Source organism: Oceanobacillus jordanicus (genome assembly GCF_022095695.1).
GTDB lineage: Bacteria > Bacillota > Bacilli > Bacillales > Amphibacillaceae > Oceanobacillus_B > Oceanobacillus_B jordanicus.
In genome coordinates, this window is sequence record NZ_JAIFZM010000011.1 from 50,435 (window position 1) to 63,305 (window position 12,871).

The following is a 12,871-nucleotide window of genomic DNA, read 5'->3' on the forward strand; positions in this document are numbered from 1 at the left end:
GAAAAGGAAAATGTCGAACGTCATGTTGCCCGTTCGACCTGGTTTAATAGGTATCTTCCTTGATCAGAAAAAGTTTTCCAATGAAGTTGCTGTTAATGAATTTGGTTTATATGGCGGGCAAACTTGCAACTTTCCAATAATGACCTTACCTCCATCCGTATCGTACCCTGTAACATTGATTGAAACAGTATGATCTTTTTCATCTATAGCTATTACTTCTAAGTTAAATCTTACCTCAGCCTGGTGTAGGACAGGTTTTGGAAAAGTCATTTCATGCTGTGTAATATGGCTACCTGGACCAGGGAGATGCATTGATACTATGGAGGATACCATCCCAAACAGCAAAACTGACGGAACAATTGGAGCTTTATATGGAGTCTGTGAAGCATAATCATGTTGAATATATAATGGGTTCGCATCATTTGTTAATCCTAGATAGAGCAATAACTCTTTGTCCTCAATAACTTTGATTGCCGTATACGTCTCCCCTATCTGTATATCCTTCAACGTCATGCCAAGCTTTCTTTTCTTCCCTAACACTGCAACCACCTCCGTTTTGTAAGCGCTTTCTATTATATCAAACCTTTTCTTACTTTACCAGAACAAATGCGAAGAGCCTATGAGACTAATAGGGGGGCAGCAAATAGCCAGAAATACGTTTAGGAATTTGTTCACCTAGACAGCAAAATTAATGATAAAAAAAGCCTCCACAGTTTGGAAACTGCAGAGGGCTTTCATTACTATCCCAATATGCTTAGAACATTTTTAACTGAATCTGCTGATTTATCAAGCGCAGTTCTTTCTTCTTCAGTTAAATCAAGTTCAATGATTTCTTCAATACCTTTTCCGCCAAGCACTGTTGGCACTCCTAAGTATATATCGCTGTAACCATACTCTCCTTCTAAGTAAGCAATAGATGGAATAACACGACGTTGGTCCTTAAGAATTGCTTCCGCCATAACGGTTAGGGAAGCTGCAGGAGCATAATAAGCACTTCCATTACCCAGAAGGCCTACAATTTCACCCCCACCTTTGCGTGTACGTTCTACAATGGCGTCAAGGCGATCTTTGGAAATAAGCTTTTCTAACGGTATTCCACCAGCATAAGAATAACGGATTAATGGAACCATGTCATCCCCATGTCCACCTAATACAAACCCTGTTACGTCTTTAACAGAAAGATTTAATTCTTGGGCTACAAATGTACGGAAACGAGCTGTGTCCAAGACACCAGATTGACCAATTACGCGTTCTTTTGGCAACCCAGACTCTTTAAATATAGTATACGTCATGGCGTCAACAGGATTTGTTAACACTACGATAAAGGTATCAGGAGAATATTTAACGACTTCCTTGGCTACAGTCTTCATTATTTTAGCATTTGTATTAACTAAATCGTCACGGCTCATGCCTGGCTTTCTAGCAATCCCGGCTGTAATGATGACAAGATCGGAATCTTTGGTTTCTTCATAATTAGATGTACCTGTAATATTCGCATCAAAACCTTGTACTGGACTTGCTTCAAGCATGTCCAATGCCTTTCCTTTTGTAGGATCCTCCATGTTTGGAATATCAACAAGCACGACATCGCCCAATTCTTTTTGTGCTAACATTAAAGCAGTTGTTGCTCCAGTGAAGCCTGATCCGATTACTGATATTTTACTTCTTTTAATAGCCATTTTAACGTCCCCTTTTACAATATTTGCAGTGCACCCTCCTTTATGAAAGGAGGGTGCAGAGATTCTATAGCTTATAATTAGTCCATGTTTTTAATAAGTTCTTGACCAAACTCTGAACATTTAACTTCTTTTGCTCCATCCATAAGTCGAGCAAAATCGTACGTAACTACTTTGGATGCGATTGTTTTATCCATTGCCTTCGTAATTAAGTCCGCTGCTTCTCTCCACTCTAAGTGTTCAAGCATTAATACAGCAGATAGGATAACAGAAGACGGATTTACTTTGTCCAGTCCTGCATATTTAGGTGCTGTACCGTGAGTTGCTTCAAAAATGGCATGCCCTGTATCGTAATTAATGTTTGCTCCTGGTGCTATACCAATTCCACCAACTTGTGCTGCAAGGGCATCTGAAATATAGTCACCGTTAAGATTCATTGTAGCTACAACATCAAATTCTTTCGGTCTAGTTAAAATCTGTTGTAAGAAAATATCGGCAATTGAATCCTTAACTAAGATCTTGCCTGATGCTAAAGCTTCGTCTTGTGCTTTATTTGCAGCATCTTTCCCATCTTTTTCTACAATGCGATCATATTCAGCCCAAGTGAAGACTTTATCACCGAATTCTTCTTCAGCCACTTCATATCCCCATGCTTTAAAAGCACCTTCTGTAAATTTCATAATGTTACCTTTATGTACTAAAGTAACACTCTTACGTCCTTCATTCAGTGCATATTCAATACTTGAACGTACTAGACGTTTTGTACCCTCTTCAGATACTGGCTTCACACCAATACCAGACGTTTCAGGGAAGCGAATGTTGCTTACATTCATCTCGTTTTTAAGGAATTCAATAACCTTTTTAACATCATCCGAACCTTTTTGCCATTCTATTCCTGCGTAGATATCTTCTGTATTTTCACGGAAGATGACCATATCTACATCTTCTGGTCGTTTAACTGGTGATGGAACACCTTCAAAATAACGTACAGGTCGTAGGCATGTGAATAAGTCCAGTTCTTGACGTAAAGCAACGTTTAATGAACGAATACCACCACCAATTGGTGTAGTAAGCGGTCCTTTAATTGCAATTTTGTATTCATTGATTTTATCAAGAGTATCCTTTGGTAGCCATTCTCCTGTCTGATCGAATGCTTTTTGACCAGCAAATACTTCTAACCATTCTATTTTCTTCGTGCCATTGTAAGCCTTCTCAACAGCAGCTTCAATTACACTGCTTGCTGCAGCCCAAATATCCGGGCCAGTACCATCTCCTTCAATAAATGGAATTACTGGAACGTCTGGTACATTCATTTGTCCGTTTTCAACTGTAATTTTTGTTCCTTGTGTCATCGTAAAAAACCTCCTGTTTCTTTTCTCGATTCTAGTATAACGTATTCCCCGTTATCTGTGTCTAGCTATCTCTTTTATCTTTCTTCAATTGGAACGTATTTAGGTGACCTTGGTCCATTGTACTCAGCACGTGGACGAATCAGTCGATTATTTGAGTATTGCTCCAGAATATGGGCAAGCCATCCTGATGTACGACTTACTGCGAAGATTGGTGTAAACAAATCATGGTCGATTCCCAAGCTATGGTAAACACTAGCAGAATAGAAATCTACATTAGCAGGAAGACCTTTTGTCTCTTTAATATAATCTTCAATCTCGTGTGACATATTGTACCATTTGGATTGTCCTGTAAGCTCTGTAAGCTGTCTAGACATTTCCCTCAAGTATTTAGCACGTGGATCACCATCGCGGTACACACGGTGCCCCATCCCCATAATTTTTTCTTTGTTATCTAACATTCTTTTAATGTAAGGGATCGCATTTTCTTCTTCGCCAATTTCTGTGAGCATTTGCATTACTCGTTCATTTGCCCCACCATGCAACGGTCCTTTTAATGCGCCAATTGCTGCCGTAATACCTGAATACACGTCAGATAATGTTGCGACACACACTCTGGCAGTAAAAGTGGAAGCATTAAGCTCATGGTCTGCGTGAAGAACTAACGCCTTATTTATCGCTTCAACCTCGATTGCTTCAGGTTCCTTGCCATTCAGCATATATAAAATATTTTCAGCATAATTATAGTCATGCTTAGGCTGTACTGGCTCCTTACCCTGACGAATTCTTGCGAAAGCAGTTACAATTGTTGATATCTTAGCTTGAATTCGTAACGCTTTCCGTTTGTTAGCCTCTTCGTCCATAACATCTGCTTCTTCATCATACAGCCCAAGTAAAGAAACCGCTGTACGTAGAGCTGCCATTGGATGAACGGTAGACAGGTCATAAGAACGCAAATGAGAAATAACTGCATCTGGCAACGACATATTTTCTGCTATCTCTTTTTTGAAAGCATCTAACTCTGACTTATTTGGTAGTTTTTGATTCCATAATAGATAAATTACTTCTTCAAAGCTAGAATTTTCTGCCAAGTCATCGATTTTGTAACCAACATATGTTAGTTGATCATCAATGATGGAGCTTATGGAAGATTGTGTTGCTACAACGCCTTCAAGCCCTTTCGTTGTTGTCATTGAAAACCTCTCCTTTTTCTATTAATTGTTCCATTCAATTAGGACCATTTAAAAATCGACAATATATTCATAGTTTCATATTGTCATCCCCAAGGCTAATTATAAAGTATTTCGAATGTAATGTGAATTGAAACCGATTAAATTACAGATTAATTTTAAAAAAAGTAAATTTCTTCCTTGATTTGCACCTTTCAAAATTGCCCTAAACTGGTACGTCTAATCCTTCACCTAGAAGCATAAATAAAAAGTATACGTCATTAATTTAATGAATGGGGTCCTTTTATGTACAAGCAGCTTTCTTATCAACTGTTGCGCTTATTTATTGTCATCTTACTATGTACGGTTATTTTCTTAGTGTTTCATTATACTGCCAAATTCATCTATCCACTAATCATTGCCATTATGCTGTCACTGGGTATGCATCCAGCTGTGACTTTTTTACAAAAACGTTTCAAATTTCCTCGGATTGCGGCAACATTGACCGTCATTGTTGCTGCCTTTTTAACGTTTATTAGCTTCATCTTTTTTATTGTGAATGAAGTTATTAATGGTGTCATATCTATTGCAGATAAGATTCCTGGTTACTTTACCAAAGGCACACAGATACTGGACCACCTTACGAACAGCTACTTATTACCCTTTTATCAAAAATTAGCTTCCCTTGTTCACACATTAGACGAGGAGCAGCAAATTACAATTAAAGAAAAGGTTACGGATTTTGCAAATAATATGGCAGTAGCTGCTGCAGAATTTCTGCAACAGCTACTGTTATCCATACCTGCCTTTGTCAGTACACTTCCAAATTCGGTTACCATTATTATCTTCATCGTTTTGGCTTCTTTTATCATTACGAATGACTGGGATTTATTAAATACGAAAATGAAATCCCTTTTTCCAGCTCGTATTAATAGTTCAGGACAACGGATTATGACTCAACTAAAAAAAGCTACTGCAGGGTATATAAAAGCGCAGGTAACACTTATCTTCATTACATTTATCGTCATACTTGTCGGCCTAATTGTACTCCAGGTTGATCATCCACTGACCATTGCCTTCTTGGCAGCATGTGTGGATCTCTTGCCATATGTTGGGACAGGCATCCTATTTATCCCTTGGATTCTCTATCTTTATATGACAGGTAATTTCCCACTAACTATTGGCCTGATTGTTATTTATATGATTATTGTCATTTTACGACAGATCCTAGAACCAAAAGTACTTGCTTCAAGTATTGGCTTACACCCGCTTGCAGCACTTATTATCTTGTTTGTTGGTGTACAAATGCTTGGCATGCTTGGCTTCCTTATTGCGCCTGTACTATTAATCCTTGTTAACGCGTTTTATAAGGCTGAAATCCCTCAGAAGATTTGGCAATTCATTGCAAAAGGATAACCTACCACTACCATTTCCGATAAATAATGGTGTTTTTACTCATCATCTTCGTAATAAGTTTACCGATGTATGCTTTGAACGGTGCTCTTGTATATGGGATAACGAGAATAAAACCGGCGATGTCTGTAATAAAACCAGGTGTAAAAAGAAAAATTCCACCGATTAAAATACAAATACCATCAATGATATAAGGGGTCGGGGCTGATCCATTACGCATAGACAGCTGCGCTTTGTTCCATGTTTCAACACCTTGTTGCTTTGCAAGTGAAACACCAATAATTCCTGTAAGGATAATTAAGAGTGCCACCCACCATGGGCCAATCATCCCACCTACCCAAATAAACATTCCTATTTCCAACCCAGATAATAGGAGCATGCTAAGTAACAACCAGCGCATATCGGTACCTCCCTTTTAAATAAATTTAATTTAAAATATAAGAAAAAAAGAAGGTTCTCCCTTCTTTTTTCTTACGGATTAAAGGACTCTTGTATGGCCTTTATAGATATCCCCTTTTGTACCATCAACGGTAATTACCTGTCCTTCTGTGATAACATCAAAGACATCTTTAACACCAACGATAACTGGAATTCCTAGACTTAATCCCACAACAGCTGCGTGTGAGGTTAGTCCTCCTTCTTCTGTTATAATAGCTCCGGCCTTTTCAATTGCAGGCATCATTTCTCTCTCTGTGCCATATGTTACTAGAATATCTCCATCATCCATCTTATCAATGGCTTCTTGTGAACTTTTTGCATGGATAGCTTTACCATAAGCACTGCGTTTTCCAATTCCCTGTCCTTTTGCGATAACGTCCCCAATCACATGTACTTTCAACAGGTTAGTAGTGCCACTTTGTCCTACAGGAACACCGGCAGTAATAATTACTCTGCTTCCATGTTCTACAACGCCAGTTTCCAATCCTTTTTCGATAGCAATATCAAGCATTTCATCAGTAGAGTTTGCTTTTTCTCCTGGTACAGCGTGTACTCCCCATACAAGAGAAAGTTGACGTTTTACACGATCTGCAAAAGTTACTGCCACAATTGGTGCTTGCGGGCGATATTTGGAGATCATTCGTGCAGTATGACCACTTTCCGTAGGAGTAATAATCGCACTCACTGACAGGTTCATTGCTGTATGTGTAACAGATTGACTAATTGCATCCGTGATTGTCATATCTACATGTTTAGAGCGATCTTTCAGAATTGATTCATGGTTAAGCGCTGTTTCTGCCTTTATTGCGATATTGCTCATTGTTTGAACAGATTCTACTGGATAAATTCCTGCAGCTGTTTCCCCTGAAAGCATGATTGCATCGGTTCCATCAAAGATTGCATTCGCTACATCGGAAGCTTCTGCTCTTGTCGGACGAGGGTTTCGTTGCATAGAATCAAGCATTTGTGTTGCGGTGATAACCGGCTTCCCTGCTGTATTACATTTTTTAATTAACTGCTTTTGTACAAGTGGTACATCTTCAGGAGGTATCTCTACTCCTAAATCACCACGTGCAACCATAAGCCCGTCACTTACTTCCAGGATGCTATCGATATTGTCGACACCCTCTTGGTTTTCAATTTTAGGGATAATTTGAATGTGTGAAGCATTGTGGGTATCAAGCAATTCTTTTATCTCAAGAATGTCAGATGGGCGACGAACAAAAGATGCTGCGATGAAGTCAACGCCTTGCTCAATACCAAACGTAATATCGTTGGCATCTTTATCTGTAATACCTGGTAAATTCACAGATACATTTGGAACATTAACACCTTTTTTATTTTTAATTGTTCCTGAATTTAAGGCTTTTGTTCTTAATTCTTTATTATCATGGTCAACACTTAAAACTTCCAATTCAATAAGTCCATCATCTAATAATATTTTAGAGCCTTCGTGAACATCATTAATCAGACCGCCATAAGTTACCGAGAACCTTTCAGCAGTCCCTTCAAGCTCTTCATTCATGGAAACATATACTTCTTCTCCTTGAATAAGCTCTGCTTCTCCATCACGGAATTTCCCAGTGCGGATCTCTGGTCCTTTTGTATCCAATAAAATAGCTACTGTTTTCCCTGTGTTTTCAGCAGCTTGTCTTATATTTTTAATTCGTGCTCCGTGCTCTTCAAAATCACCGTGGGAAAAATTTAATCTAGCCACGTTCATTCCGGATTCAATTAACTGTTCCAGTTTATCAATAGTCTCCGAAGCTGGTCCGATTGTACATACGATTTTTGTGTTTCTCATTCTAGTTACCTCCTAAATGTTCCTATATAGATAATTCTTTTGAAAGCTGGTACATGTCTTTATCGATAGTATGTGGCTGTGCAAGGATTTCCAAAATATCATGGTTTACCAATTTATTATTCTGGATACCAACCATACGCCCGGCTTCCCCTTTACGTAATAAATCAACAGCATAGCCACCAAGTCGACTTGCGAGTACACGGTCAGAAGCAGTAGGTGAACCTCCACGTTGGATATAACCTAGTACTGTTACCCTTGTTTCCAAATCTGTTGTTTCTTCTATTCGTTTTCCATAATCGAAGCCACTGCCCACACCTTCTGCAAGGACAATAATACTGTGCTTTTTCCCACGATCATGGCCTCGTTTTAGCCGTTCAATCACTTCATCAAATTCGTCTTTTACTTCTGGGATAAGAATACTTTCTGCACCATCAGCAAGTCCCGCCCATAAAGCAAGATCTCCTGCGTCTCTTCCCATTACCTCAATGATATAAGTCCGTTTATGAGAAGTAGCTGTGTCTCTAACCTTATCAATCGCTTCAATAATGGTATTTAACGCTGTATCAAAGCCAATTGTAAAATCAGTTCCAGCAATATCGTTATCAATTGTTCCTGGGATACCAATACAAGGATAGCCTTTCTCCGTTAGCTTCTGAGCCCCCCGGAAACTACCATCTCCACCTATGATGATTAATCCTTCAATTCCAAACTTTTTAAGTTGCTCAATGCCTTTTTCTTGGCCTGCATCTGTTTTAAATTCTTCACTTCTTGCTGAATAAATAATAGTGCCTCCGCGGTGAATAATATCTCCTACAGAGCCGATTTCCATTTTTTCAATATTTCCTTCCATTAATCCTTGATAACCATATTTTATGCCATATACTTCAATATCATGGTAAATGGCTTTTCTAACGACAGCTCGAATAGCTGCGTTCATTCCTGGAGCATCTCCACCACTGGTCAATACACCAATTCTTTTCATATTCGTTCCACCTCTGTCCTCACTGCTAATTATTTCTTCACTATCAAAGATAATGGGAAATAGAAAAAATAGCAATTAATTATACTGTTTCCACAGTGCTAATGAAAGTAATCAGAGGTTGACTTCAAAGTCAACCTCTTCTAAGTATTATTATTATAACCTAAGAACAGTCCAACCTTACAATGTTGTAAAGTCCCCAATTTGCTTATACTTTTCCCAGCGTTTTTCTAACAGTTCCTCTGGAGTGTATTCTTTCAACATGCTAAGCGATTGTTCAATGACATGGTCCATATAGTCTGCTTGCTGTTCTAGATCTCTATGGGCCCCACCCTTTGGTTCTGGGATTATATTATCAATAACCTTTAGCTGTTTCAAATCATAGGACGTGATTTTCATTGTTTCAGCAGCTTTTTGTGCTAAGCCGGAATCTTTCCATAAAAGGGCGGCTGCTCCTTCTGGGGAAATCACAGAGTATGTAGAATTCTCCAGCATGTGGATATGATCTCCTACCCCAAGGGCAAGTGCGCCACCACTTCCTCCTTCACCTATCACAATACATATAATCGGAACTTTAAGCCCGGCCATCTCCATAAGGTTTCTGGCGATAGCTTCACTTTGACCACGTTCTTCTGCAGCTTTTCCTGGATAAGCACCTTTTGTATCAATAAAGCAAATGATCGGTCGGTTAAATTTCTCCGCCTGCTTCATGTGCCTTAGTGCTTTTCTATAGCCTTCAGGATGCGGCATACCAAAATTACGTCTTATGTTTTCCTTTGTATCTTTTCCTCGTTGATGGCCAATGACGGTAACAGGACGGTCCTTATAATACGCGATACCTGCTACAATTGCTTCGTCATCACCAAATAAACGATCGCCGTGAAACTCAATAAAATTACGGAATAGTTTTTCTATATAATCTAGCGTTGTGGGCCTGTCTTGATGACGTGCCATTTGTACACGCTGCCATGGTTTAAGATTTCCATATATATCATCTTCAAGAACGGACAATCTTTTTTCCAAAGTACTTATTTCTTCTGATAAGTCAATCTCACTATCCTTCGTGAAATTTTTTAGCTCGGCAATTTTTTCCTTTAAGTTAACAATTGGTTTTTCAAATTCCATCACTTGCTTCACGAAATTTCGCCGCCTTCCTTATGCATGTCAAGTAGCGTAATAAATAGGGTTTTCATCTCTTGACGATGAACCACCTTATCCAACTGGCCATGCTTTAATTGGAATTCAGCCGTTTGGAAGTCATCTGGCAATTTCTCCCTTATCGTTTGTTCAATGATTCTTCTCCCGGCAAACCCAATGAGTGCACCTGGTTCAGCAAAGTTATAATCTCCCAGTGAGGCAAAGCTTGCTGAAACACCTCCTGTTGTCGGGTGAGTCATAACGGAAATCATTAAACCACCTGCGTCGCTGAATCGCTTGATTGCAATAGATGTTTTGGTCATTTGCATTAGACTAAGAACACCTTCCTGCATTCTGGCCCCACCAGAAGCAGCAAAGATGATAAACGGAAGAGATTCTTCTCTAGCATTTTCAATCGCTCTTGCAATCTTTTCACCTATTACAGAACCCATGCTTCCCATGCGAAAGCTTGAATCCATTACAGCTACTGCTGCTGGCTGGCCGTCAATAAAACCTTTTCCAGTTATAACGCCTTCGTTCAAACCTGTTTTCAAGCGGTCCTTTTCCATTTTTTCATCGTAGCCTGGAAATTGTAAAGGATTGCTTGTAATTAAATCTTTATCCCATTCTTGAAAAGATTCCATATCAAAGAGGCACTCAATTCTATCCCATGCTAATAGTGGGTGATGATGACCGCAGTTAGGGCAGACATTTAAGTTTTTCTTCATCTCTTTACGGTAAAAAATCTTATGACACCCATCGCATTTTTGCATTAAACCTTCCGGCACATCTGTTTTCGCCTGGTGATTTGGAATGGTTGCATATTTCTTTCGCTTGCCAAAAAGATCTTTAAGCAAGGTAATTCCTCCTTTTTCAACACCACTTGGCATCATACCATTTTCTTGTCAAGTGCTTGTGCCGAGCTTGCTCAGCTTTATGAACGTCTTTAATAGAATTCAAATCGTTTATAAAAAATATAATAAAATTATTCAAATTGATCGTCGTCTTGTACTGCGAGTGACTCGAATAAAGGCTCAATTAACTCATAATTTTTCGTTGAATACAGCTGTACTAGCTCTATGTAAAATACTTTGCTGTAATATAGCTTGTTAATCGTATGGGAGAATTCTTCCATTAACTGCCAAACCCTGGCTAGCAATAGGTTCTCCGACTTTGTAAATAAATATTTAAAGAAAGCAACATGCCGGTCGTTTGGTCCCATGACTGGATCATAAAGTAACTGTTCGAGTTTGTCCAAATCCTGTACATTCATGCGGCTAAACGCCAGTTTTGCCGCTTCCTTCTCAAGTATTTTCTTGGCTAGATACAAGTCCTCCCTTGTTCTTGCCTCTTTTAAAATGAATGATGATAATAGCTCTACAGTTTGATAGGGTCGATACGTACTAAGAAACGTACCTTCCCCCCTTTTTGTCTCGATTAGACCAAGCAGTTCCATTGCTCGCAATGCTTCCCTTACGGAGGATCTGCCTGCCTGCAGTGTATCAGCTAGCTCTCTTTCTGAAGGAAGTTTATCACCGGGCATTAAGTGTTGTTGATCAATGTATTGACGTATTTCCTGCAACACGCCCTGGTATACCTTTTGCTTCGATGACATAGCCACAGACCTGACCCACTCCTTCTACCGCCTATTTATTATCTATTTGCGTTAACCTTCTCGTTTTTTCTGCTATTTCTTCTGGGTCAACTTCAATTCTGGAAACACCAGACTCCATCGCAGCCTGCGCTACTGATTTAGCAACAATTGGTGCCACTCGGGAATCAAATGGTCCAGGGATAACATAATCTTCATTGAGTTCTTCTTCGGTAATCAAGGAAGCAATCGCATTAGCAGCAGCTACTTTCATACGCTCATTAATTCGAGTCGCACGAACATCTAAAGCTCCACGGAAGATCCCCGGGAAAGCCAACACATTATTTACCTGGTTAGGAAAATCAGAACGGCCTGTACCAATTACTCTAGCACCTGCTGCTTTCGCATCTTCTGGCATAATTTCTGGCTCTGGATTTGCCATGGCAAAAATAATGGCATCATCACTCATTTTACTTACCATTTCTTTTGATAAAGCTCCTGCAACAGAGACTCCAATAAAGACATCGGCATCTTCTAGTATTTCTTCTAGACTGCCTTCTTTCTTTTCTTGATTTGTAAAAGTCGCGACGCGTTCTTTAATATCATTCATGCCATAGGAACGCCCTTCAAATATAGCCCCACGCGAATCACACATAATCATATTACGTACACCAAAATTATATAAAAGTTTAATAATTGCAATCCCAGCAGCACCTGCTCCGTTCGCAACGACTTTGATATCGGAGAAACTTTTTCCAACTAGTTTAAGTGCATTAATTAATCCAGCAACTGTTACAATTGCTGTTCCGTGTTGATCATCATGAAAAATAGGAATGTTCGTTTCCTTCTTTAGCCGGTCTTCAATAATAAAGCAATTCGGTGCGGCGATATCTTCTAAATTAATCCCGCCAAAGGTTGGCTCCATTAATTTTACTGTTTGAACAATTTCTTCTACATCCTGTGTCGCCAGGCAGATAGGAAATGAATCCACCCCTGCAAAGCTTTTGAAAAGGACTGATTTCCCTTCCATTACCGGCAATGCAGCTTCTGGTCCAATGTTTCCCAATCCTAATACAGCAGATCCGTCACTGACTACTGCAACCATGTTCCCTTTCATTGTGTAATCATAGACTGTTTCCTTGCGATCATAGATTTCCTTACAAGGTTCAGCTACACCTGGAGAATAGGCCAAACTAAGTTCCTCTGCATTTGTAACAGGTACCTTAGATTGGGTAGTAAGCTTCCCTTTGTTCACTTTGTGCATATGCAATGCTTCGTCTCTTAAGCTTGCCATATTAGATTATCGCTCCTTTGT

Annotated in this window: 12 protein-coding genes; 1 reads left to right on the plus strand and 11 read right to left on the minus strand. The window is 39.3% G+C overall.

Annotated features, from left to right (window positions below; translation table 11 throughout):
- Positions 1 to 63 precede the first annotated feature (63 nt).
- From K3T81_RS13490 to citZ, 4 genes are all read right to left on the minus strand, one after another.
- Entirely contained in the window at positions 64 to 540 is a 477-nt protein-coding gene (locus K3T81_RS13490) for a MaoC family dehydratase (RefSeq protein ID WP_238020530.1), read from the minus strand.
- Positions 541 to 740: 200 nt separating this feature from the next.
- On the minus strand, positions 741 to 1,679 hold the full coding sequence (gene mdh, locus K3T81_RS13495) for a malate dehydrogenase (protein ID WP_238020531.1): 939 nt from the start codon (positions 1,677 to 1,679) through the stop codon (positions 741 to 743).
- 77 nt (positions 1,680 to 1,756) lie between these two features.
- Positions 1,757 to 3,028 (minus strand): NADP-dependent isocitrate dehydrogenase, encoded by a 1,272-nt coding sequence (icd, locus tag K3T81_RS13500; RefSeq protein WP_238020532.1) that lies wholly within the window; start codon positions 3,026 to 3,028, stop codon positions 1,757 to 1,759.
- Between the two features lie 74 nt (positions 3,029 to 3,102).
- Positions 3,103 to 4,218, minus strand: coding sequence for a citrate synthase (citZ, locus tag K3T81_RS13505; RefSeq protein ID WP_238020533.1), 1,116 nt, complete (start codon positions 4,216 to 4,218; stop codon positions 3,103 to 3,105).
- Between the two features lie 282 nt (positions 4,219 to 4,500).
- Between citZ and ytvI the strand changes: the two genes are divergently transcribed.
- The gene (gene ytvI / locus K3T81_RS13510) at positions 4,501 to 5,610 is read left to right on the plus strand and encodes a sporulation integral membrane protein YtvI (protein WP_238020534.1); all 1,110 of its coding nucleotides are present in this window, start codon (positions 4,501 to 4,503) and stop codon (positions 5,608 to 5,610) included.
- Between the two features lie 7 nt (positions 5,611 to 5,617).
- On the opposite strand, the gene K3T81_RS13515 is transcribed toward ytvI, so the two are convergent.
- The 7 genes from K3T81_RS13515 to ystJ all read right to left on the minus strand — a co-directional run bounded on the left by K3T81_RS13515 (position 5,618) and on the right by ystJ (position 12,850).
- Positions 5,618 to 6,007 carry an FxsA family protein gene (locus K3T81_RS13515; protein WP_036572134.1) on the minus strand — a complete coding sequence of 130 codons (390 nt, stop codon included), beginning with the start codon at positions 6,005 to 6,007 and terminating at the stop codon, positions 5,618 to 5,620.
- A gap of 78 nt (positions 6,008 to 6,085) precedes the next feature.
- On the minus strand, positions 6,086 to 7,849 hold the full coding sequence (pyk, locus tag K3T81_RS13520; RefSeq protein ID WP_106897133.1) for a pyruvate kinase: 1,764 nt from the start codon (positions 7,847 to 7,849) through the stop codon (positions 6,086 to 6,088).
- A 22-nt stretch (positions 7,850 to 7,871) separates the two neighbouring features.
- The gene (pfkA, locus tag K3T81_RS13525) at positions 7,872 to 8,831 is read right to left on the minus strand and encodes a 6-phosphofructokinase (RefSeq protein ID WP_106897134.1); all 960 of its coding nucleotides are present in this window, start codon (positions 8,829 to 8,831) and stop codon (positions 7,872 to 7,874) included.
- Positions 8,832 to 9,008: 177 nt separating this feature from the next.
- Positions 9,009 to 9,953, minus strand: a complete 945-nt coding sequence (accA, locus tag K3T81_RS13530) for an acetyl-CoA carboxylase carboxyl transferase subunit alpha (protein WP_249226162.1) — start codon at positions 9,951 to 9,953, stop codon at positions 9,009 to 9,011.
- A gap of 8 nt (positions 9,954 to 9,961) precedes the next feature.
- Positions 9,962 to 10,822: an acetyl-CoA carboxylase, carboxyltransferase subunit beta gene (accD, locus tag K3T81_RS13535; protein WP_238020535.1), complete on the minus strand. Its 861-nt coding sequence runs from the start codon at positions 10,820 to 10,822 to the stop codon at positions 9,962 to 9,964.
- Between the two features lie 128 nt (positions 10,823 to 10,950).
- Positions 10,951 to 11,580, minus strand: coding sequence for a FadR/GntR family transcriptional regulator (locus K3T81_RS13540; protein ID WP_249226163.1), 630 nt, complete (start codon positions 11,578 to 11,580; stop codon positions 10,951 to 10,953).
- Positions 11,581 to 11,611: 31 nt separating this feature from the next.
- Positions 11,612 to 12,850, minus strand: coding sequence for an NADP-dependent malic enzyme (gene ystJ, locus K3T81_RS13545; protein ID WP_036572126.1), 1,239 nt, complete (start codon positions 12,848 to 12,850; stop codon positions 11,612 to 11,614).
- Positions 12,851 to 12,871 lie beyond the last annotated feature (21 nt).

Excerpts from the sequence above, each read along its gene's own strand:
- pyk (WP_106897133.1), bottom strand. The coding sequence starts at position 7,849 with ATGAGAAACACAAAAATCGTATGTACAATCGGACCAGCTTCGGAGACT.
- K3T81_RS13515 (WP_036572134.1), bottom strand. The coding sequence starts at position 6,007 with ATGCGCTGGTTGTTACTTAGCATGCTCCTATTATCTGGGTTGGAAATA.
- citZ (WP_238020533.1), bottom strand. The coding sequence starts at position 4,218 with ATGACAACAACGAAAGGGCTTGAAGGCGTTGTAGCAACACAATCTTCC.
- K3T81_RS13540 (WP_249226163.1), bottom strand. The coding sequence starts at position 11,580 with ATGTCATCGAAGCAAAAGGTATACCAGGGCGTGTTGCAGGAAATACGT.
- pfkA (WP_106897134.1), bottom strand. The coding sequence starts at position 8,831 with ATGAAAAGAATTGGTGTATTGACCAGTGGTGGAGATGCTCCAGGAATG.
- ytvI (WP_238020534.1), top strand. The coding sequence starts at position 4,501 with ATGTACAAGCAGCTTTCTTATCAACTGTTGCGCTTATTTATTGTCATC.
- ystJ (WP_036572126.1), bottom strand. The coding sequence starts at position 12,850 with ATGGCAAGCTTAAGAGACGAAGCATTGCATATGCACAAAGTGAACAAA.
- accA (WP_249226162.1), bottom strand. The coding sequence starts at position 9,953 with ATGGAATTTGAAAAACCAATTGTTAACTTAAAGGAAAAAATTGCCGAG.
- icd (WP_238020532.1), bottom strand. The coding sequence starts at position 3,028 with ATGACACAAGGAACAAAAATTACAGTTGAAAACGGACAAATGAATGTA.
- mdh (WP_238020531.1), bottom strand. The coding sequence starts at position 1,679 with ATGGCTATTAAAAGAAGTAAAATATCAGTAATCGGATCAGGCTTCACT.